At 73.3% G+C, this 19,418-nt stretch carries 20 protein-coding genes; 7 read left to right on the forward strand and 13 right to left on the reverse strand.

The window, feature by feature from the left end:
- From ACZ3YL_RS14080 to ACZ3YL_RS14095, 4 genes are all read right to left on the reverse strand, one after another.
- Positions 1 to 204 (reverse strand): ATP-binding cassette domain-containing protein (locus tag ACZ3YL_RS14080; RefSeq protein WP_465657337.1); only part of this gene is annotated, 204 nt, incomplete at its 3' end.
- Positions 205 to 491: 287 nt separating this feature from the next.
- Positions 492 to 2,657, reverse strand: a complete 2,166-nt coding sequence (locus ACZ3YL_RS14085; RefSeq protein WP_465657338.1) for a restriction endonuclease — start codon at positions 2,655 to 2,657, stop codon at positions 492 to 494.
- A 310-nt stretch (positions 2,658 to 2,967) separates the two neighbouring features.
- Positions 2,968 to 3,645: a maleylpyruvate isomerase N-terminal domain-containing protein gene (locus ACZ3YL_RS14090; RefSeq protein ID WP_465657340.1), complete on the reverse strand. Its 678-nt coding sequence runs from the start codon at positions 3,643 to 3,645 to the stop codon at positions 2,968 to 2,970.
- Between the two features lie 21 nt (positions 3,646 to 3,666).
- Entirely contained in the window at positions 3,667 to 4,896 is a 1,230-nt protein-coding gene (locus ACZ3YL_RS14095) for an epoxide hydrolase family protein (RefSeq protein ID WP_188307538.1), read from the reverse strand.
- Between the two features lie 182 nt (positions 4,897 to 5,078).
- Here ACZ3YL_RS14095 and ACZ3YL_RS14100 point away from each other — a divergent pair, with 182 nt between their 5' ends.
- On the forward strand, positions 5,079 to 6,017 hold the full coding sequence (locus ACZ3YL_RS14100; RefSeq protein ID WP_465657341.1) for a DUF2797 domain-containing protein: 939 nt from the start codon (positions 5,079 to 5,081) through the stop codon (positions 6,015 to 6,017).
- 113 nt (positions 6,018 to 6,130) lie between these two features.
- Here ACZ3YL_RS14100 and ACZ3YL_RS14105 read toward each other — a convergent pair whose 3' ends face one another.
- From ACZ3YL_RS14105 to ACZ3YL_RS14130, 6 genes are all read right to left on the reverse strand, one after another.
- Positions 6,131 to 6,496 carry a hypothetical protein gene (locus ACZ3YL_RS14105; protein ID WP_465657344.1) on the reverse strand — a complete coding sequence of 122 codons (366 nt, stop codon included), beginning with the start codon at positions 6,494 to 6,496 and terminating at the stop codon, positions 6,131 to 6,133.
- Positions 6,493 to 7,065: a DUF6232 family protein gene (locus tag ACZ3YL_RS14110; RefSeq protein WP_188307541.1), complete on the reverse strand. Its 573-nt coding sequence runs from the start codon at positions 7,063 to 7,065 to the stop codon at positions 6,493 to 6,495. The genes ACZ3YL_RS14105 and ACZ3YL_RS14110 overlap by 4 nt, the downstream gene beginning before the upstream one ends.
- 249 nt (positions 7,066 to 7,314) lie before the next feature.
- Positions 7,315 to 7,626 (reverse strand): hypothetical protein, encoded by a 312-nt coding sequence (locus tag ACZ3YL_RS14115; RefSeq protein WP_465657346.1) that lies wholly within the window; start codon positions 7,624 to 7,626, stop codon positions 7,315 to 7,317.
- Between the two features lie 354 nt (positions 7,627 to 7,980).
- Positions 7,981 to 8,718, reverse strand: coding sequence for a succinate dehydrogenase/fumarate reductase iron-sulfur subunit (locus ACZ3YL_RS14120; protein ID WP_188307463.1), 738 nt, complete (start codon positions 8,716 to 8,718; stop codon positions 7,981 to 7,983).
- Positions 8,715 to 10,658 carry a fumarate reductase/succinate dehydrogenase flavoprotein subunit gene (locus ACZ3YL_RS14125; protein WP_465657591.1) on the reverse strand — a complete coding sequence of 648 codons (1,944 nt, stop codon included), beginning with the start codon at positions 10,656 to 10,658 and terminating at the stop codon, positions 8,715 to 8,717. Before ACZ3YL_RS14125 ends, ACZ3YL_RS14120 begins: the two co-directional genes overlap by 4 nt.
- 86 nt (positions 10,659 to 10,744) lie before the next feature.
- Positions 10,745 to 11,449, reverse strand: a complete 705-nt coding sequence (locus ACZ3YL_RS14130) for a succinate dehydrogenase cytochrome b subunit (protein ID WP_188307462.1) — start codon at positions 11,447 to 11,449, stop codon at positions 10,745 to 10,747.
- 96 nt (positions 11,450 to 11,545) lie between these two features.
- On the opposite strand from ACZ3YL_RS14130, the gene ACZ3YL_RS14135 reads away from it, so the two are divergent.
- Positions 11,546 to 12,466, forward strand: coding sequence for a LysR family transcriptional regulator (locus tag ACZ3YL_RS14135; RefSeq protein ID WP_465657350.1), 921 nt, complete (start codon positions 11,546 to 11,548; stop codon positions 12,464 to 12,466).
- 37 nt (positions 12,467 to 12,503) lie between these two features.
- On the opposite strand, the gene ACZ3YL_RS14140 is transcribed toward ACZ3YL_RS14135, so the two are convergent.
- Both ACZ3YL_RS14140 and gcl read right to left on the reverse strand, forming a co-directional pair.
- Positions 12,504 to 12,992, reverse strand: a complete 489-nt coding sequence (locus ACZ3YL_RS14140) for a glutathione peroxidase (protein ID WP_465657353.1) — start codon at positions 12,990 to 12,992, stop codon at positions 12,504 to 12,506.
- Positions 12,993 to 13,139: 147 nt separating this feature from the next.
- Positions 13,140 to 14,921, reverse strand: a complete 1,782-nt coding sequence (gcl, locus tag ACZ3YL_RS14145; protein ID WP_465657355.1) for a glyoxylate carboligase — start codon at positions 14,919 to 14,921, stop codon at positions 13,140 to 13,142.
- A gap of 412 nt (positions 14,922 to 15,333) precedes the next feature.
- Between gcl and ACZ3YL_RS14150 the strand changes: the two genes are divergently transcribed.
- Positions 15,334 to 15,510 (forward strand): hypothetical protein, encoded by a 177-nt coding sequence (locus ACZ3YL_RS14150; RefSeq protein ID WP_465657357.1) that lies wholly within the window; start codon positions 15,334 to 15,336, stop codon positions 15,508 to 15,510.
- A gap of 66 nt (positions 15,511 to 15,576) precedes the next feature.
- Positions 15,577 to 15,873, forward strand: coding sequence for an MTH1187 family thiamine-binding protein (locus tag ACZ3YL_RS14155; protein WP_188307365.1), 297 nt, complete (start codon positions 15,577 to 15,579; stop codon positions 15,871 to 15,873).
- Between the two features lie 44 nt (positions 15,874 to 15,917).
- Here ACZ3YL_RS14155 and ACZ3YL_RS14160 read toward each other — a convergent pair whose 3' ends face one another.
- Positions 15,918 to 16,385 carry a DoxX family protein gene (locus tag ACZ3YL_RS14160; protein WP_188307366.1) on the reverse strand — a complete coding sequence of 156 codons (468 nt, stop codon included), beginning with the start codon at positions 16,383 to 16,385 and terminating at the stop codon, positions 15,918 to 15,920.
- 148 nt (positions 16,386 to 16,533) lie between these two features.
- Here ACZ3YL_RS14160 and ACZ3YL_RS14165 point away from each other — a divergent pair, with 148 nt between their 5' ends.
- The 3 genes from ACZ3YL_RS14165 (at position 16,534) to ACZ3YL_RS14175 (ending at position 19,417) form a co-directional block, all read left to right on the forward strand.
- Entirely contained in the window at positions 16,534 to 17,112 is a 579-nt protein-coding gene (locus ACZ3YL_RS14165) for a TetR/AcrR family transcriptional regulator (RefSeq protein WP_188307367.1), read from the forward strand.
- 83 nt (positions 17,113 to 17,195) lie between these two features.
- Positions 17,196 to 18,659, forward strand: a complete 1,464-nt coding sequence (locus tag ACZ3YL_RS14170; RefSeq protein ID WP_465657361.1) for an MFS transporter — start codon at positions 17,196 to 17,198, stop codon at positions 18,657 to 18,659.
- Positions 18,656 to 19,417 (forward strand): SDR family NAD(P)-dependent oxidoreductase, encoded by a 762-nt coding sequence (locus tag ACZ3YL_RS14175; protein ID WP_188304556.1) that lies wholly within the window; start codon positions 18,656 to 18,658, stop codon positions 19,415 to 19,417. The genes ACZ3YL_RS14170 and ACZ3YL_RS14175 overlap by 4 nt, the downstream gene beginning before the upstream one ends.
- Position 19,418: the final 1 nt, after the last annotated feature.

Raw genomic sequence — 19,418 nt, forward strand, 5'->3', positions numbered from 1 at the left:
GTCGAGGCCGGCCATGCAGTGCATGAGGGTGGACTTGCCGGAGCCGGAGGGGCCCATGATGGCGGTGAACTCGCCCTGGGGGAAGGTGACACTGATGTTGTCCAGGGCGACGACCCGGGTTTCCCCCTCCCCGTAGACCTTGTTGAGGCCGGTGGCGCGGGCGGCCGCCAGGCCGGTACGGACGGCGGTTGCGGGGAAGGTCACGAAGACTCCTGGGAATGAATCGGATTGTCCTACCGATCCATCCTCCCAAGCCGTTCGGGCCCGATGCGTATGCCGAGCGGACGGTCGGCCCCCGCCGACCCGGCGGGGCGGCGGGGGCGATCTCCTCCTCAGGTATGACCAGTTGCCCGGAGGACCGAGGTCCCCGGTGGCGTGACTCCACGGGTCACATCACGCCCTCGCTTCACGCGGACAGGTCACGCCCTCGCTTCACGCCCTCGCTTCACGCTCTCGCTTCACGCGGACAGGTCACGGGTCACGTCACGCGGTCACTCCACCGCGACGCCGAAGGCCGTCGCCAGCCCGGCCAGACCGTTCGTCACCGCCCGTGCCGAGGGCGCGAACTGCCAGCCGGCGTCCGTCCGTCGGAAGCTCCCCAGCAGCATCGCCGAGTCCGGGATACCGCCGTTGGCACCCGGCCACTTCGCCGGCCCGTTCGCGCCCGGCCCGTACTCGGCGGCGACGGCCAGCCCGTACACGTAGCCCAGCGGCAGCGCCGGAGGCTCCTCCTCCTCGGTGGACACCGCCAGCACCACCTCGTCCACGGCGGCCGGCAGCCGGTGCAGGTCCAGGCTCAGCCGCGCCGCACGGGCCGGCTCGCCCGGCACCGAGTGGGTCGGGTGCAGCCGGACGGCGCCGTCCGGGTCCTGCGGGTTGTTGAAGAACACGAAGTGCTCGTCGCTCACCACCCGGCCCCGGGCGCACAGGAACGCGCTGACGTCCAGCTCCACCGGGTCCCCGCCGGCCGTGCGGCTCTGCCAGCTGACCGTCACGCTGCTCTGCGGGGCGACGGGCCCGGCGCCCGGGGCGGCGCCGGCCGTGCTGTTCGCAGCGCTGCCGGTGCCGCTGCTCCCACTGCTGCTGCTTCCGCTGCTCCCGCCGCCGAGCCGGCCGCGCAGCCCCTGCTCGGCCAGCAGTTCCACCAGCTCCGGCCCGCTCACCAGGGTCAGCGGCTTGCCCTCGATGTAGCTGTACGAGCCCTTGCCGAAGCCCGCCGTGGTGACCAGGATGCCCTTGATGGCGCCGTGGTGGCGGACGGTGGACTCCAGGTCGCGTACGGCCGTCGGCGAGACGGTCTTCCGGTACCGCTTGGCCTGGATCACGATCTTGCCGCCGGTGACCGGGTCCAGGTCCTCGGCGACCACGTCCACCCCGACGTCGCCGCTGCGGGCCGTGGTCATCACCCGGAAGCCGCGCAGCCGGAACAGCTCGGCGATCAGGTCCTCGAACTCCAGCGGGTCCATCTCGAAGAGGTCCGGCTCGTCCTCGCCGAAGTGCCCGGCCAGGCTCCCGCCGACCGACTCCGGCAGCCGGTGCGGCTTCACCTCGTCCAGCCGTTCCGGCCGCGCCGACAACTTGCCGCCCAGGCCCTGGAAGCACTCCACCGGCGCCACCCGGTCCAGGGCCAGCCCGGAGAACTCGGCCCGGGTCACCGTCAGCGTCGACAGGAAGCGCTCCGCCTCCCGGCCGGTCGCCGGGTCGATGCCCAGCACGAAGCCGTTCAGCACCACCGAGTCCAGCATCCCGTCCCGGTCCGCCCGGAACAGCTCCACCGCCACCCGCAGCGCGGCCTGCGCCAGCACCTCCCGGTACAGCGCCTTGCGCTCGGTCGCGGGACGGGCCACCTCGGCCTCGCGGTCGTCCGCCTTCACGTACCGCACCCGGCCGGCCGCCGGCACCACATCCGGGCCCGGCAGTTCCCAGTTCACCACCAGCTGACGGCTCGACGCCTCCCAGGCCGCCACCAGCCGGTGCGGGAAACCCTCCGGCCAGGCCGCCGACGCGTACAGACCCGCCGTGAAGTACTCCTGCACCGCCTCCGGCTCACCCGCCCGCAGCCGCCGCAGCAACTCCTCGGTACCGGCCCCGCGTTCCGCCTCCTGACGGCGGAAGCCCTCCGCCCAGACCAGGTACTCCTGGTGGTACGCGGCCAGCCGGCGCTGCCGGTCAGCCTCCCGCGCCTGCGCGGCGTACCAGTCCTGTTCGAACCGGGCCCGGGCCTGCGCCAGGTACTGCTCGTACTGCCGGCGCACCCCGCCGTTGCGGGCCTGCGCCGCATCCGGCGGCGGCACGAAGTAGGCGGCGGACGTCTGGTCCGGCATCGCCACCGGCGCACCCAGCGGCCCCGGATCGAAGGGCGGCACCGGGCGCGGCGCCAGCAGCGCCTGCGGCCCGAACGCCGGCGCGGCCAGCCCGGCCGCCAGCAGCCCGCGCAACTCCTCCACCCGGGCGACCAGTTCGGCCGTCCGCGCGGCCGCCTCCGCCTCCCGCGACTGCTGGTACGCGCGCTGCGCCTCCCGCTCGTCCCGGGCCGCCGCCCGCTGCGCGTCCCGCTGGGCCCGCTCGTGCCGGCGCAACTCCGCCGCCTCGGCGCGCCAACGGGCCTCCTCCCGGCGCTGCTGCTGCCGCTGCGCCTCCGCCCAGACCGTCAGCACCCCAGTGTTCCGCCGCCCCGCCACCAGCCACCCCTTCGCACTCGCACCGACCCGGCCACCCCGCGCCACCTCCCGGCGACACCGCCGACCGCGCCCGCCACAATAGAACGTGGACGCCCCGCCCGGCCAAGCGCCCGCGACCTGCGCCGCCGCCGCCCGGCGGCAGGGCCTGCGGCCGGGCGGCGGTGACGGCCCGTCGGCTCGCCCGGCCTCCGGGCGGACGGCGAGAGTTCGAGGGCGGGCCCTTGGCTCTTGGCCCGCCGGCCCGTCGGTCGGTCTGACGGCCTGACGGCCGACCGGCGGCGGCGCGCTAAGCCCGGACGTCGGCGTGCCAGCGCCAGTCGGTGCGGAGGGGGACGCCGGGGAGGGTGGTGCGGCCGGTGGCCCAGAGGAGGGTGGGCCAGGGGGCGGCGGTGCGGGGGACGTCGGGGAAGAGGCGGGTCAGGGTGTGCGCGCAGAGGTCGGCGGGTGGAGCCCAGGGGAGGCCGAGGCCCTGGGTGACGTCGTGGAGGTGGACGAGGGTCTCGGCCAGGCTCATGGCCACGAAGCCGCTCGGGTCGGCCAGACCCCAGGGGTGGTGGGCGCGGGCCTCCGGCGGGCTGACCCGGGCGATGGCGACCATCAACCCGCCACTGGCGTCCAGCACTTCGAGCAGCCCCGGTACTCCGTCGGCGGGCTCGGCGCGGACGAAGTTGTTCGGGGCGCCGGGGCCGCGGCGGGTCGCCACGAAGGGCACGTACCGCTCGCGCGGCGGCCGCGCCGGGCCGAGCTGGGCGGCGTAGGCGAGGAGGTCGTCGGCGAGGTGCTCGACGGTCTCCCAGCAGCTCCAGTCGAGGGTGCCGGCGGGCCGTGACCAGTCCGCGTCCGCCGGGGCGCCCGCCAGGGTGTCGAGGGCGAGGCGCAGGGCGAGCGCGAGGTCGTCCGGGGTCGGTGAGATCCGGAGCGGCGAGATCGGGGTCGGTGGGACCGGGGTCGGTGCGTCGATCATGGATCGGAGGCTAACAGCGGCTCACGGCCGGCGGCCGCGGAAGGTGCGGCGCAGGTCGTCGATCCAGGCGTCGGGGTTCTCCCAGGGGATGAAGTGGCCACCGTGGTCATGGGCGTTGACGTTGACGTGGTTGAACCACGCGGCCTGCGGGCCGGTCTCGAACGCCCGGACGCGCTCGTCGGCGGTGTGGACGCCGGGCGGGTTCTCGTAGGTGACGAAGGTGAGGCCGACCGGGGCCTGCACGACCGGGGTGCGGTCGTGGGCGGGGGCCCAGGGGTGGCGGTTGGCGTTGGCGTAGTAGCGGATCGAGGTGCCGATGGAGTTGTTGGCCCAGTAGATGGTGGCGTGGGTGAGCAGGTCGTCCTTGGTGAAGACGGATTCGAGGTCGCCGCCGTTGTCGCTCCAGGCGTTCCAGCGTTCCAGCAGCCAGGCGAGCAGTCCGGCGGGTGAGTCGCTCAGTCCGTGGGCCAGGGTGGCTCCGTCGAGGGTGTGCACGGCGAGGTGGGCGGCCGAGCGGTGGTCCAGTTCGATGACGCGGGCGCGGACGTCGGCGGGCTGGTCGTCGGTGAGGGGCCGGTTCCGGGCGAAGTCCCAGGCGCGGGGGCCGTTGAAGAAGTCGAGCGGCAGCCCGGAGCCGATGTGGATGCCGTACAGCCGGTCGGCGTACTTGTGGCCGAGCTGGCTGGAGACGATCCCGCCGATGTCGCAGCCGCCGGCGGCGTACCGCTCGTACCCGAGGGTCTCGGTCATCAGGGTGTGCCAGAGGTCGGCGACCTTCCAGAAGTTGACGTCCGGGAAGCCGGTGAGCGGGCCGGGGAAGCCGAAGCCGGGCAGGGACGGGACGATCACCTCGAAGGCGTCGGCCGGGTCGCCGCCGTGGGCGCCCGGGTCGGCGAGCGGGCCGATCACCTTGGACCAGTGCCAGAAGGTCCACGGCCAGCCGTGGGTGAGGATCAGCGGGACGGGCCGCGGGCCGACACCGGCCCGGCGCAGGAAGTGCACGGGGGTGCCGTCGACCGTCGCCACGTAGTTCTCGTGGGTGTTGATCGCGGCCTCGGCGCGGCGCCAGTCGTAGTCGTCGCGCCAGTACGCGAGCAGGTCGGCGAGGTAGCCGCGCGGCACGCCGTAGGACCAGTCGTCGGGCTCGCCGAGCGGGGCGCGGGTGCGGGCGAGGCGTTCGCGCAGGTCGTCGAGGACGGCGTCGGGCAGGTGGATCGGGGTGGGGGAGAGCGGGAAGGGTGCGGTGGCCATCCGGGGCTCCTTGCCGGGCTTGTCTCAGCGGGCTCATCGGGTGTGAGCAACCTATCCACCTCGCTCGTCGATCCGGCCGGTGGGACGGGGTTGTCAGTGCGACCGGGTAGCCTCGCCTGATCGAGGACACCCTGGAAGACCCCCAGGAAGACGCCCAGGTAGACCCCCAGGGAGGGACGCCCGTGACGATCCCCGCACCCCAGCACCCGGACCGGCCCGCCGGCTGGGTCTCCACCGGCCTGAGCTGGCACGACGGCCGCGCGCTGCTCGGCGCCGTGCGCGGCACGCAGGTGCACGAGCGCGCCGTCGCGCCGGGTACGGAGGTCGGCTGGCTGCTCGGCGGCCCGCGCCGCTGCGTCGGGGCCTGGCTGGCGGGGGCGACGGAGCGCACGCCCTGCCCGCACCACGCGGTGGTCGACCCGGACGGCAGCGCCACCCAGTGCCCGGCCTGCCAGAGTGTGGACCGCGGTCTGGCGCTCGCCCGGGACCAGATCCTCGACGACGGCCGCACCTATCTGCTCTACCTGGCCTGGTTCGGCGAGGGCCTGCTGAAGGTCGGCCTGACCGCCGAGCAGCGCGGCGACAGCCGGCTGCTCGAACAGGGCGCGCTGGCCTACGCGTTCACCGCGCGTGGCGGCCTGCCCGCGGTGCGCCGCGCCGAACTCACCGTCGCCGCCTCGGGGATGGCCCGCGAGCGGTACAAGTCCCGGCTGAAGACGGACCACTGGTGGGCGCACGGGGACGCGCCGTACCGTCGCACGGTGCTCACCGAGGCCCGGGCCCAGGCGCACCGGCTGCTGGACGGCCACGCGGTGGAGCTGCTCGCCGACCGCCCGGTGGTGGACCACGTGGAGCGTTACGGCCTGGCCGGCGGGGCCCCCGAGGCCTACCGGGAGATCGCCGGCCTGGCCGCGGGCGCGGTGATCGCGGGCACGCTGCGCCCGCCGGTGGGCCGGCACCTGTTCCTGGACCAGCCGGACGGCTCCGGCCCGCTGCTGCTGGACACCCGGCGGCTGACCGGCTGGACGCTCTCGCCGGTGGCCGGCCGGGCGTCCGAGGGGCTGACCTTGCAGGAGCGGGTCCGCCCGCCGGAGCCGGACACCCAGGAGGCGTTGTTCTGACGGCAGGCGGCCGCCGACCACGGTCGCGTACGGAAACCGCAGGGCCGGGCCTGACCCGCGACCGGTCCCGGGTCCTGACCCGGGAGCGGGGCGGGACCAGGGACCGACCCCCGTCAGCTGTTGATCATCGCGAGCAACTGGGTCACCAGCCCCAGCGCGGGCGCGGCCGCCTCGCCCAGCTCCCGGGTCAGCCCGGCGAGCAGGTGGAGCGTGTTGCGCCGGCTGCGCCGCTCCTGGCCGGCCGGCTCGCGGAGCACCGGCAGGGTCTCCTCCAGGCTCTGCCGGTCCTCCTCGGGCACCCGTGCGTCCCGGGCCAACTCGGCCACCACGGCGGCGAGCCGGGCGAACATCGCGGCGAGCTCCGGCGCCAGCGCCTGGTCGCCGGCCGGCCCGTGGTTGTGCTGGATGCCGACGTTGCCCTGCCCGCCGTGCATGGTGACGTTGTCGCCGAACTGGAACTGCGCTCCGCTGCCGTTCATTTGATGACCCCCGTGTTGCCCTGGCCGCCGTAGATGTTGACGTTGTCGCCGAACTGGTAGCGCCGCAGGTCCACCACGACGTTGCTGACGAACTGCTGGAACTCGGTCTTCGGGTTCTCGATCGCGTGGGTGATCCTGGCCTGGAGCTCGTACGCGTACTTCGGGTCCTTCCAGGCCAGCAGTGCGGTCGGCGGGCCCGCCGTGTCGACGGTCAGCGCGTGCAGCCGCTGCTGGAGCAGCACCGGCAGGGTGGCGAACAGGAAGTAGCACACCACCAGGACCAGGGTCACCACCACGATCGTGCCCGTGGAGGTGCTCTTGTCGCTGCTGCTGCCGAAGCCCGAGGAACGGGAGGAGTTGGCGAGGGCATCGAGCCCGGCGATGACCAGTGCGGCCGGGATGACGATCCCGATGAACTTGAGGAACCGCCGGATCGCGCCGAGGACGTCGGGCAGGATGATCGTGATGCTGACCCGGGCGATGGTGGCCAGCGGGTACGCCGCCGTCCCGATCCACAGGATGCGGTTGGTGACGGCGACCCGGGTGGCGGAGGGGTCGTACCCGGGCATCGGCGGCGGTCCCGGCGTGGCGGATGCCCCGGGCGCCGTCGCGTCCGCGGCCGGCGGTGCCGGCGGCGGGACGAACGGGAGCGGAGAGGGGCCGGTCTGCCGGGCCCCCGGAGGTTCGGCCGGTCCGGTCGGTTGCATGAGCGTTCCCCCAAGGCTGTCAAGTGAGCGACGACAATTAACCAGCACGCTCCTGGCGCGCACAAGTGCTTTGTCGGAAGACGTGCTTGACGAAGCCGTCGAGCAACGGGCTCAGTCCAGCCTGCCGCGCACCCCGCCCGGCCCGGAGCGGGCCCGCCGGGACAGCGGTGGACGGGACGGGCGGACGTCGCCGCGTCCGGCGGGGGCCGGCTCGACGGCCTCGGCGGCGCGCCTGGCCAGCGCGGCCCGGGCGGCGGCCAGGGCGACCCGGGCGAGCAGCGGGTCCTCCCGCAGGCCCGCCGTGTGCTTGGACGTCTGACAGGGGGAGCACCAGAGCGGCGAGGCCGGGCCGTCCGGATAGACCATGCCCTCCGGCGGCAGGTAGTGCCCACCGCACTCGACGCACTCGAAGACCAACCTCATCCGACGATCACCGTCCCGGATCCGTGGCACCGACCGCAGGGTGACCAGAAGGTGTGAACGCTGGGCACCATGCTTCCTTCCTCGTCCAGTTCGACCGTTGCCTCGGTCTTCTGGGTCCCCCCGGACCCGCCGCAGCCGGAGCAGGACTGAACCTCGGGCATATGCCGTCCTTCCGTGGCGGAGCACCACCGTAGCGCGATTTTCCGTCAGGAAGCACCGCGCGCGGCGATCCACCACCCGTACGGGGAGCGCGAGTCGGGCCCGCGCGCCCCGGGGCGACGGCGAACGGGGAACGGCGTCGGCCCCTCGCGATGAGCACCAGCGCGAGGGGCCGACGGATCAGGGGGTGGAGGCTCAGCCGCGGGCGGCCCGCAGGAACTCCCGGTTCATCGCCGCGATGCTGGGCAGCGGGATGCCCTTGGGGCAGGCGGTGGCGCACTCGCCGGTGTTGGTGCAGCCGCCGAAGCCCTCGGCGTCCATCGCCGAGACCATGTTCCGGACCCGGGCGGAGCGCTCCGGCGCGCCCTGCGGCAGCACGTTGAGGTGCACCACCTTGGCGGACGTGAACAGCATCGCCGAGCCGTTCGGGCAGGCGGCCACGCAGGCGCCGCAGCCGATGCACTCGGCGTGCTCGAAGGCGGTGTCGGCGGCCTCCTTGGGGACGGCCGTGGCGTGGGCTTCGGGGGCGCTGCCGGTGGGGGCGGTGATGTAGCCGCCGGAGCCGATGATCCGGTCGAAGGCCGAGCGGTCCACCACCAGGTCCTTGACCACCGGGAAGGCCGCGGCCCGCCACGGTTCGACGTCGATGGTGTCGCCGTCCTGGAAGTGCCGCATGTGCAGCTGGCAGGTGGTGGTGCGCTCGGGGCCGTGCGCCTGGCCGTTGATGACCATGCCGCAGGCGCCGCAGATGCCCTCGCGGCAGTCGTGGTCGAAGGCGACCGGCTGGTCGCCGCGGGTGATCAGTTCCTCGTTGAGGGTGTCGAGCATCTCCAGGAAGGACATGTCCGGGCTGATGCCGCCGACCTGGTAGGTGGTCATCGAGCCGGGTGCGTCCGGGCCCGCCTGGCGCCAGATGCGCAGGGTGAGGTTCATGCGTAGCTCCGCTGGGTGGGGTGGACGTGCTCGAACTCGAGGTCCTCGCGGTGGAGGACGGGCGCCCGGCCGGTGGCGGTGAACTCCCAGGCGGCGGCGTAGGAGTACTCCTCGTCGCGCCGGGCGGCCTCGCCGTCGGGGGTCTGGCTCTCGGTGCGGAAGTGGCCGCCGCAGGACTCGGCGCGGTGCAGGGCGTCCAGGCACATCAGCTCGGCCAGTTCGAAGTAGTCGACCAGCCGGTTGGCCTTCTCCAGCGACTGGTTGAGCTCCTGGCCGGTGCCGGGCACCTTGATCCGGCGCCAGAACTCCTCGCGCAGCTGCGGGATCCGCGCCAGGGCCCGCCTGAGCCCGGCCTCGTCGCGGGCCATCCCGCACTCCTCCCAGAGGAGTTCGCCGAGTTCGCGGTGGAAGGAGTCGGGGGTGCGGTCGCCGTCGACGGAGAGGATCAGGTTGAGCCGGTCCTCGACCTCCGCCTCGACCTCGGTGAGCACCGGGTGGTCGGCGGGCACGGCGGTCACCGGGTTGCGGGCCAGGTAGTCGTTGAGGGTGGGCGGCAGGACGAAGTAGCCGTCGGCGAGGCCCTGCATCAGCGCGCTGGCGCCGAGCCGGTTGGCGCCGTGGTCGGAGAAGTTGGCCTCGCCGACCGCGAACAGGCCGGGGACGCTGGTCTGCAGGTCGTAGTCGACCCAGAGCCCGCCCATGGTGTAGTGGATCGCCGGGTAGATCCGCATCGGCACCCGGTACGGGTCCTCGGCGGTGATCCGCTCGTACATGTCGAAGAGGTTGCCGTACTTGGCCTCGACGGCGTCCCGGCCCATCCGGCGGATGGCGTCGGCGAAGTCCAGGTACACGCCCTGGCCGCCGGGGCCGACGCCGCGGCCCTCGTCGCAGACGTTCTTGGCGGCCCGGGAGGCGATGTCACGGGGCACCAGGTTGCCGAAGGAGGGGTAGATCCGCTCCAGGTAGTAGTCCCGCTCCTCCTCCGGGATCTGCCCGGGCGGGCGGGTGTCGCCCGCGGCCTTGGGCACCCAGATCCGGCCGTCGTTGCGCAGCGACTCGCTCATCAGGGTGAGCTTGGACTGGTGGTCGCCGGAGCGCGGGATGCAGGTGGGGTGGATCTGGGTGAAGCAGGGGTTGGCGAAGTAGGCGCCGCGCCGGTGGGCCCGCCAGATCGCGGTGGCGTTGGAGTTCTTGGCGTTGGTGGAGAGGTAGAAGACGTTGCCGTAGCCGCCGGTGGCGAGGACGACGGCGTCCGCGGTGTGGCTGGTGATCTTCCCGGTGACCAGGTCGCGGGCGACGATGCCGCGGGCCCGGCCGTCGACCACCAGCAGGTCGAGCATCTCGGTGCGCGGGTGCATCTCCACGTTGCCGGCCGCGATCTGCCGGGAGAGCGCCTGGTAGGCGCCGAGCAGCAGCTGCTGGCCGGTCTGGCCGCGGGCGTAGAAGGTGCGGGAGACCTGCACGCCGCCGAAGGAGCGGGTGTCCAGCAGGCCGCCGTACTCGCGGGCGAACGGCACGCCCTGGGCCACGCACTGGTCGATGATCTCCACCGAGACCTGGGCGAGCCGGTGCACATTGGACTCGCGGGCGCGGAAGTCGCCGCCCTTGACGGTGTCGTAGAACAGCCGGCGGACCGAGTCGCCGTCGTTGCGGTAGTTCTTGGCCGCGTTGATGCCGCCCTGGGCGGCGATCGAGTGGGCGCGCCGCGGGGAGTCCTGGAAGCAGAACTGGACGACGTGGTAGCCCTGTTCGGCGAGGGTGGCGCCGGCGGCGCCGCCGGCCAGGCCGGTGCCGACCACGATCACGGTGTGCTTGCGCCGGTTGGCCGGGTTGACCAGCTTGGCGTCGAACCGCCGCTGGTCCCAGCGCTGTTCGATCGGTCCGGTGGGGGCCTTGGTGTCGGCGATCGGCTCGCCGAGGGCGTAGTCCAGGTAGCTCATCTCAGCCCTGCTCACGTCACCGCTGTTCGCTTCATGACCGCTCGCTTCACGACTGTTCGCTTCATGACCGCTCGCTTCACGACTGTTCACTTCACGACTCCGAACATCACGGCCACGGGGACGGACAGGAAGCCGGCGGTCAGCACCAGCGCCAGGCCGTTGGCCGTCAGCTTGAGTGCCTTGTCGCGGCGGGCGTTGTTGGCGCCGAGGGTCTGCGCGGCGCTCCAGAAGCCGTGCCGGATGTGCAGGCCGACGGCCAGCATCGCGACGATGTAGATCACGTCGCTGTACCAGCGGCCGAAGGTGCCGACCACGTTCTGGTAGACGTGGCCGTGCTCGGCGACCGGGTTCACGGTGAGCGTGGTGAGGTCGAGGATGTGCCAGACCAGGAACAGCGCCAGGATCACCCCGCCCCAGCGCATGGTGCGGGTCGCGTAGCTCGCGCGGCGGCGCTGGTGCACGTACTTGCTGGGGCGGGCGGCGAGGTCGCGGCGGCTGAGCTGGTACGCGGACACGCCGTGCAGGACGACGGAGGCCAGCAGGACGACCCGGGCGATCCACAGGAACCACTCGTGGCCGAGGAAGGGCTGGCCGAGGGTGCGCAGCCAGGCGGCGTAGCCGTTGATGTCGTCGGGGCCGAAGAAGACCTTGAGGTTCCCCAGCATGTGCGCGACCAGGTACAGCAGCATGACCAGTCCGGTGACGGCCATGACCGCCTTCTTGCCGACGGTCGACCGCCACAGGGTCGCCAAGGTGGACGGATGCCGGCCCGTCCGAGTCGCGGTTGTCATGCCAGCAACGGTAGGGACGGCCACAAGGGTGCGTCCAAGACATGCTGCGGCTGGTGACGATAGTCAGGGCCTATCGTCGCGGCTTAACCTGGTTGCGTGCAGCTCCAGCAACTCCGCTACTTCCTGGCCGTCGCCGAGACCCGGCACTTCACCCGGGCCGCCGACGCCGAGCATGTCGCCCAGCCCTCGCTCTCCCAGCAGATCCGGTCACTGGAACGGGAGTTGGGGGCCGAACTGTTCCACCGCACCCGGGGCAACATCGCCCTCACCGACGCCGGGGACGCCCTGCTGCCGCTGGCCCGGCGGATCCTCGCGGACACCGAGAGTGCCCGCCTCGCCGTCCAGGAGACGGTGCAGCTGCGCCGCGGCCGGGTGCGGCTGGGCGCGCCGCCGAGCCTGTGCACCAGCCTGGTGCCGGACGTGCTGCGGGTGTTCCGGGACCGCTACCCGGGCGTCGCGCTGGGGGTGCGGGAGGGCGGCTCGCGCGATCTGGTGCGCTGGCTGGCGGCGGGGGAGCTGGACCTCGCGCTGATCATCACCCCGCCCAGCGGGGAGGCCGCGCCGGCCCTGGCCGTCACCGAACTGCTGCACGAGGAGCTGGTGTTGGTCTCGGCCGCCGGGCCGGCCCGGCGCCCGGTGCGGGTGGCGGAGCTGCGGGGGCGGCCGCTGGTGATGTTCCGGGAGGGCTACGACGTCCGGGAGGCGGCCCTGGCGGCCTGCCGGGCGGCCGGGTTCGAGCCGGAGTTCGCCGTCGAGGGCGGCGAGATGGACGCGGTGCTGGGCTTCGTCCGGGCCGGGCTGGGCCCGGCGGTGGTGCCCGGGATGGTCGCGGCGCGCTCGGGGCTGTCCGTCACCCCGTTCGCCGGGCCGGGGCTGGGCCGCACCATCGCCGTCGCCCACGGCCACGAGGTTCCGCCGACCCGCGCCGCCGAGGCGCTGCGCGGCACCCTGCTGGCGCATCTGCGCGACGCCGCCCGGGCGGGTGAACTCCCGCCCGGCACAAGGCTGTTGCTGTGAAGGCGGCGGGCGGCCCGCCGCCGTCACGGCGGGGGCGTCAGGCCGGCAGCATGGCCTCGATCGCGGCGGTCAGCTCGGCCGACTCGGGCTCGACCCGGGGCCGGATCCGGGCGGCCACGGTGCCGTCCGGCGAGATCAGGAACTTCTCGAAGTTCCAGCTGATGTCACCGGCCTCGCCCTCGGCGTCGGCGACCTCGGTCAGCTGCTGGTACAGCGGGTGCCGGTCGTCACCGTTGACGTCGATCTTCTCGAACAGCGGGAACGTCACGCCGTACGTGGTCGAGCAGAAGCTCTGGATGTCCTCGGCGCTGCCCGGCTCCTGCCCGGCGAACTGGTTGCACGGGAAGCCCAGCACGGTGAACCCGCGCTCGGCGTAGCGCTTCTGGAGGTTCTCCAGGCCGGTGTACTGCGGGGTCAGCCCGCACTTGGACGCGACGTTGACGATCAGCAGCGCCTTGCCCTTGTGGTCGGCCAGCGAGGCGGGCTCGCCGGCGAGGGTGCGCAGCGGGATCTCGTACAGGCTCACGGTGGTGGTCCTTTCGGCAGGTTGGCAGCGGGGTGTCGCCCGGGCACACGGTAGCGGCCCCGGACGGGTCAACCGCGCCGGCCCCGCCGGTGTTCCGCCTGGCAGGGGCGTACGGAGCGGCTCGTACGCCCCCGCCGGGCGGTGTTCTCAGAGCGCCAGCGGCTTGATCGCGGTCGGCGCGTGCTCGGGGAGGGTGGCCAGTTCCTCGAACTCGTTGACCTTGTCGATGTCGCTGCCGCTCATCGAGATGTTGGTGACCCGCTCCAGGATCGCCTCGACCACGACCGGGACGCGGAACTCGGCGGCCAGCTTCTTGGCCTCCTCGAAGGCCGGCAGCAGGCCCTCCGGCTCGGTGACCCGGATCGCCTTGCAGCCCAGGCCCTCGGCGACCTTGACGTGGTCCACGCCGTAGACGCCCAGCTCCGGCGCGTTGATGTTCTCGAACTCCAGCTTGACCTGGAAGTCGATGTCGAAGTTGCGCTGCGCCTGGCGGATCAGGCCCAGGTAGGAGTTGTTCACCAGCACGTGGACGTACGGGATCCGGTGCTGGGCGCCGACCGCCAGCTCCTCGATCATGAACTGGAAGTCGTAGTCGCCGGAGAGCGCGACGATCTGGCCCTCGGGGTCGGCGGTGGCGACGCCCAGCGCGGCCGGGATGGTCCAGCCCAGCGGGCCGGCCTGGCCGCAGTTGATCCAGTGCCGCGGCCGGTAGACGTGCAGCATCTGGGCGCCGGCGATCTGGGACAGGCCGATGGTGGTGACGTAGCGGGTCTCCGGGCCGAAGGCGCGGTTCATCTCCTCGTAGACGCGCTGCGGCTTGAGCGGCACGTCGTCGAAGTGGGTGCGGCGCTGCAGCCGGGCCTTGCGCTCCTGGGTGGAGGCGGCCCAGGCGCCGCGGTCCTTGAGGGTGCCGGCGGCCTTGAGCTCCTTGGCGACCTCGACGAACAGCTCCAGCGCGGCCTTGGCGTCGGAGGCGATGCCGAGGGTGGGGGCGAAGATCCTGCCGATCTGGGTGGGCTCGACGTCGACGTGGACGAAGGTGCGGCCCGCGGTGTAGACGTCCAGGCCGCCGGTGTGGCGGTTGGCCCAGCGGTTGCCGATGCCGAGGACGAAGTCGGAGGCGAGGAAGTTCTCGTTGCCGTAGCGGTGCGAGGTCTGCAGGCCGACCATGCCGGCGTTCAGCTCGTGGTCGTCCGGGACGATGCCCCAGCCCATCAGGGTCGGGACGACCGGGACGCCGGTCAGCTCGGCGAACTCCAGCAGCAGGTCGGCCGCGTCGGCGTTGATGACGCCGCCGCCGGCCACGATCAGCGGGCGCTCGGACTCCTGGAGCAGCGCGATGGCCTTCTCGATCTGGATCCGGTTGGCGGCCGGCTTGTAGACCGGCAGCGGCTGGTAGGCCTCCGGGTCGAAGTCGATCTCGGTCAGCTGGACGTCGATCGGCAGGTCGATCAGCACCGGGCCGGGGCGGCCGGAGCGCATCAGGTGGAAGGCCTGCTGGAAGACGCCGGGGACCTGCGCGGCCTCCAGGACGGTGGTGGCGGCCTTGGTGACCGGCTTGGCGATCGAGGCGATGTCGACGGCCTGGAAGTCCTCCTTGTGGAGGCGGGCGACCGGGGCCTGGCCGGTGATGCACAGGATCGGGACGGAGTCGGCGATCGCCGAGTACAGGCCGGTGATCATGTCGGTGCCGGCCGGGCCGGAGGTGCCGATGCACACGCCGATGTTGCCGGCCTTGGCCCGGGTGTAGCCCTCGGCCATGTGGGAGGCGCCCTCGACGTGCCGGGCCAGGGTGTGCCTGATCCCGCCGGAGGCCTGGAGGGCGGCGTAGAAGGGGTTGATGGCGGCGCCCGGCACGCCGAAGGCGACGTCGACGCCTTCGAGCTTGAGGATCTCCACGGCCGCGCGGGCGGCTGTCATACGAGGCATCGGTTCTCTCCTGCGTCGGCCCGCAGTGGGTCGGAGGGCTCATCTCCTGATTTCCACCATACGGAAGAAGGGTTTCTGTATGTGGAAGCACGGTAGGGTCGGGCCCGGCGGGGAGTCAAGAGGTGATTCAACAGAATGTGGAAGGCGCTGGACGGTCCCCCGACCCGCCGGGCCTCGCGCACCAGAACCACGTTCGCGCAGGTGCACCCGGGGAACCGAAGGCTCCGGGCCGACGGAGCGCACCCGGTGTGCAGGGCCCGTGGACCTTGTTCGAGGGGGCGCCGATCGGCGCCGGCCTGGCCCTGGTCGAGTCCGCCTGGCGGGCCTCGCACCTCCAGCTCGCGGTCGGGGAGGTCGCGCTGACCCGCCCCGCCTGCTGGACGCCCTGGAACGGCTGCGCGGCGACCGGGCGGTGGAGCCGGACTGGTCCGCCCTGCACCACCTGGACCACGCCCGCACCCTGGCGCTCGCCTCCTGGGCCGCCCACCACCGCGCCCGCGCCCACCACCGCGCCCGCGCCCGCGCCCCGCTCGCCGTCGAACCGCCGCTCCCGACGGTCGTCCGACGGGAGGGCGTTCCCGGGCCCTAGCCTGGTCGCGGCCCGGAGTGGTCCGGGCCGCGACCGGTGTCGTCGGGTGTCAAGGAGTGCAGAGTCATGATCGCAGCCTTTTCGGTGACCCCGCTGGGGATCGGCGAGGACGTGGGGGAGGCGGTGGCCGCGGCCGTCCGGGTGGTCCGGGCCAGCGGGCTGCCGAACCGGACGGATGCCATGTTCACCAGCATCGAGGGGGAGTGGGACGAGGTGATGCCGGTGATCAGGGCGGCGATCGAGGCGGTGAAGGCGCACAGCGACCGGGTGAGCACGGTCATCAAGATCGACGACCGGGCCGGGGTCACCGACGGCCTCACCGCCAAGGTCGCCACGGTCGAGCGGTACCTCGCGGAGGGCTGAGCTCGGCCCGCGAGGTCCAGCTCGCGAGGTTCGGCCCGCGAGGTTCAGCCCGTGGAGGTCGGCTGGGGGCTGGGCTCGGCCGCCGGGTGGCGGGTGGCGAGCAGCCGGTCCAGGGAGTACGGGCCGGCGCCGAGCACCGCGATGGCCAGGAAGGCCCAGCAGAACAGCACCGAGGGCTCGCCGCCGTTCTGCAGCGGCAGCAGGGCGTGTTCCTGGTGGACGGTGAAGTAGGCGTAGGCCATCGAGCCGGAGCAGAGCAGGGCGGCCGTCCTGGTGCCGATGCCGAGCAGCACCAGGGCGCCGCCGACGAGTTGGATGAGTGCGGCCCACCAGCCCGGCCACTGGCCGAGCGGGATGGTGCCGCCGCCCCTGGTGCCGCCGAGGACGCCGAAGAGCGCGGCGGCGCCGTGGCAGGCGAAGAGCAGGCCGACGACGATCCGGAAGGCCGTCAGTACGAGCGGGCGGGCGGCCTCGACGGCCTGGCGGGGGGTGGGGGTCAGATGTGCGGGCATGCCGGTACGCCTCCTGTGGGGGAGGAGGGATGGGGCGGTAAGGCTAGCCTTGGTCTAGTCCACTTGGCAATGCTCCGTCAGGGATCGGTCTGGACCACTTCACGCGCTTTCTTGACTGATCGGTCTGGAAAGGGCTAGCGTTCTCGTCATGGCGCGAACCAAGGAATTCGACCCGGATGCGGCGCTCCAGGCAGCTCTCGAACTGTTCTGGCGGCGCGGCTACGAGGCCACCTCGATGGCCGACCTGGTCGAGGGGCTGGGTATCGCCCGGGCCAGCATCTACGCCACCTTCGGCAGCAAGCACGAGCTCTACCTGCGTGCGCTGGAGCGCTACAACGAGCAGCACGATCCGGGCCTGCTGGCCGAGCTGTCCCAGCCCGGCCCGGTGCTGCCGGCCGTCCGCGCCCTGGTGCGCCGGTATGCGCTGATGGAGGGCGAAGACCGCAAGCGCGGCTGCTTCATCACCAACACGGCCGTCGAACTCGCCCCGCACGACGCGGCGGCGGCCCGCCGGGTGGAGGCCAGCTACGACCACCTGGAGACCTCGCTGACCGCCGCCCTGCTGCGCGCCGACGCCCAGGGCGAACTGCCCGCGGGGCGGGAGCCGCGGGCGCTGGCCCGGATGCTGGTGGTGCTGCTGCAGGGGATCCGGGTGGTGGGCAAGACCGCCGACGGCGCACCCCGGGTGCGGGACGCCGCCGAACAGGCGCTGGCCCTGCTGGACTGAGCTCCGGCCGGCCCGGCCGGTGTCTTTTGGTGGGCTTATTCTGGACCGAACGGTCTTGAAAATTTGGTAGGGGGGAGTTTTCCATGAGTGTCGCCGCGCCGACGGCCCGGTCGAGCTTCGCGCTGCTCGGCGTCGTCCAGGCCGCCCTGATCTTCACCATCATGATCCTCACCGTGCCGCTGCCCCTGGTCGCCCGGGAGCTCGGGCTCGGTCCGTCCGAGGTGCTGCTGCTCAGCGCCGCGTACGGGCTCTCCTTCGCCGCCCTGTTACTGCTCGGCGGGCGGCTGACCGACCGTTACGGTGGCCGCCGGACGCTCCGGTGGGGCCTGGCCCTGCTCGCCGCCGCCTCGGTGGCCTGCGCCCTCGCACCCGGCTACGCCGTCCTGCTGGCCGGCCGCTTCGTCCAGGGCGCCGGCGCGGCGCTCGCCGCCCCGGGCGCGGTCGCGGTGGTCCGCCGGCTGTACCCCGAACCCGCCGCCTACCGGCGGGCGATGGCCGGCTGGGGCGGCCTCTCGGTGATCGGCGCGACGGTCGGCAGCGTGGTGTCGGGCCCGGTCACCGCCGTGGTCTCCTGGCGCTGGCTGTTCGCGGTGCCCGTGCTGGTCGCCCTGGCCGGCCTCGCCCGCTCCGGCGCACTGCCCGCCCCGGTGCCCGCCGGCCGCCGCCCGGCGCTGGACCTGCGCGGCGCCGCCCTCGCCACCACCGGTCTCTGCGCGGCGAGTTACGCCCTGGTGGCGTCCACCGACCACGGCTGGCACACCGCCGGGGTGCTCGGGCCGCTGGCCGCCGGACTGCTCCTGCTGCTCGCCTTCGCCGGCGCCGAACGCCGCGCGGAACGCCGCGCCGCCGACCCGCTGCTGCCACCCGGCTTCCTCGCCGACCGGCGCCGGGCCACCGCGCTGGCCGCCGTGATGGCGACCTCCGCCGGCACCGCACTGGCCTTCGTCCTGCTCTCGCTCTACCTCCAGCAACTGCGCGGCTGGAGCGCGGCCGACACCTCCGCCGCCTTCCTGCCGTACGCCGTCGCCCTGGTGCTGGCCGGCCGGGCCGCCGGGCCGCTGATCGCCCGCTACGGGCCGGTCCCGGTCACCGCCGCCGGCCTCGCCCTGGAAGGCGTCGGACTCGCCCTGCTGGCCGGGCTCGACCCCGGCAGCGGCTACCCCACCGGGCTGCTGCCCGGACTGCTCCTGCTGCCCGCCGGAGCCGCCGCGTCCTTCGCCGGGGCGGCCGTGCTCGCCACCGGCGGTGTGGCACCGGAACGGACCGGCCTGGCCGCGGGTGTCTTCAACACCGCCATGGAACTCGGCCCCACCGCCGGGCTGGCCGCCCTGATGGCCCTCGCCGCCACCCGCCCGACCGTGGTCGGCGGCTACGCGACGGCCTTCGCCGCGGCCGCCGCCGGACTGGCGCTGACCGCCCTCGCGGTCGCCCTGCTGCCCCGGACCGGCACCACGGCCGACACCACGGCCGACACCACGGCCGACACCACCAAGACCATCCCCAACGCACCCGAACACACCACCCGGATCAAGGAGTTCACCACATGAGCACGCGTTTCGCCGACAAGTCCGTCCTGGTCACCGGCGGCGGCAGCGGCATCGGGCGGGGCATCGCGCTCGCCTTTGCCCAGGAGGGCGCCCGGGTCGCGGTCGCCGGGCGCGGCGCCGGCCCGCTGGCCGAGACCGTCGAACTGATCGAGCAGGCGGGCGGCAAGGCCGTCGCGCTGACCGGCGACGTGACGAACAGCGCGGACGCCGCCCGGCTGGTCCGGGAGACCGTCGAGCACTTCGGCGGACTGGACGTCGCCGTCAACAACGCCGGGGTGTTCGGCGCGGCCGGGCCGGTCGCCGAGATCGACGAGGACGAGTTCCGGCGGGTCTTCGAGATCAACGTGACTGGCACCCTGCTGGCGATGAAGCACCAGATCGGCCACATGCGGGCCCACGGCGGCGGCGCCATCGTCAACGTCTCGTCCAACCTGGGCGTCCACAAGCGGGTCGAGGGCGTCGGCGCCTACAACGCCAGCAAGGCCGCCGTCACCGCGCTCACCCGCTCCGCCGCCCGGGACCACATCGGCGAGGGCGTGCGGATCAACACCGTCAGCCCCGGCCCGGTGGACACCCCGATGTCGACCCGGCCCGGCGAGAGCGACGCCGAGAAGAGCGAGCGGATGAAGTCCGAGGTGCCGGTCGGCCGCTCCGGCGCGGTCGCGGAGATCGCCGCCGCCGTGCTGTACCTGGCCTCGCCGGAGGCGGGCTACACCGTCGGCGCGGACCTGGTGCTGGACGGCGGCGTCACCGCCTGAC

It is taken from the genome of Kitasatospora sp. NPDC023176, from assembly GCF_055560495.1.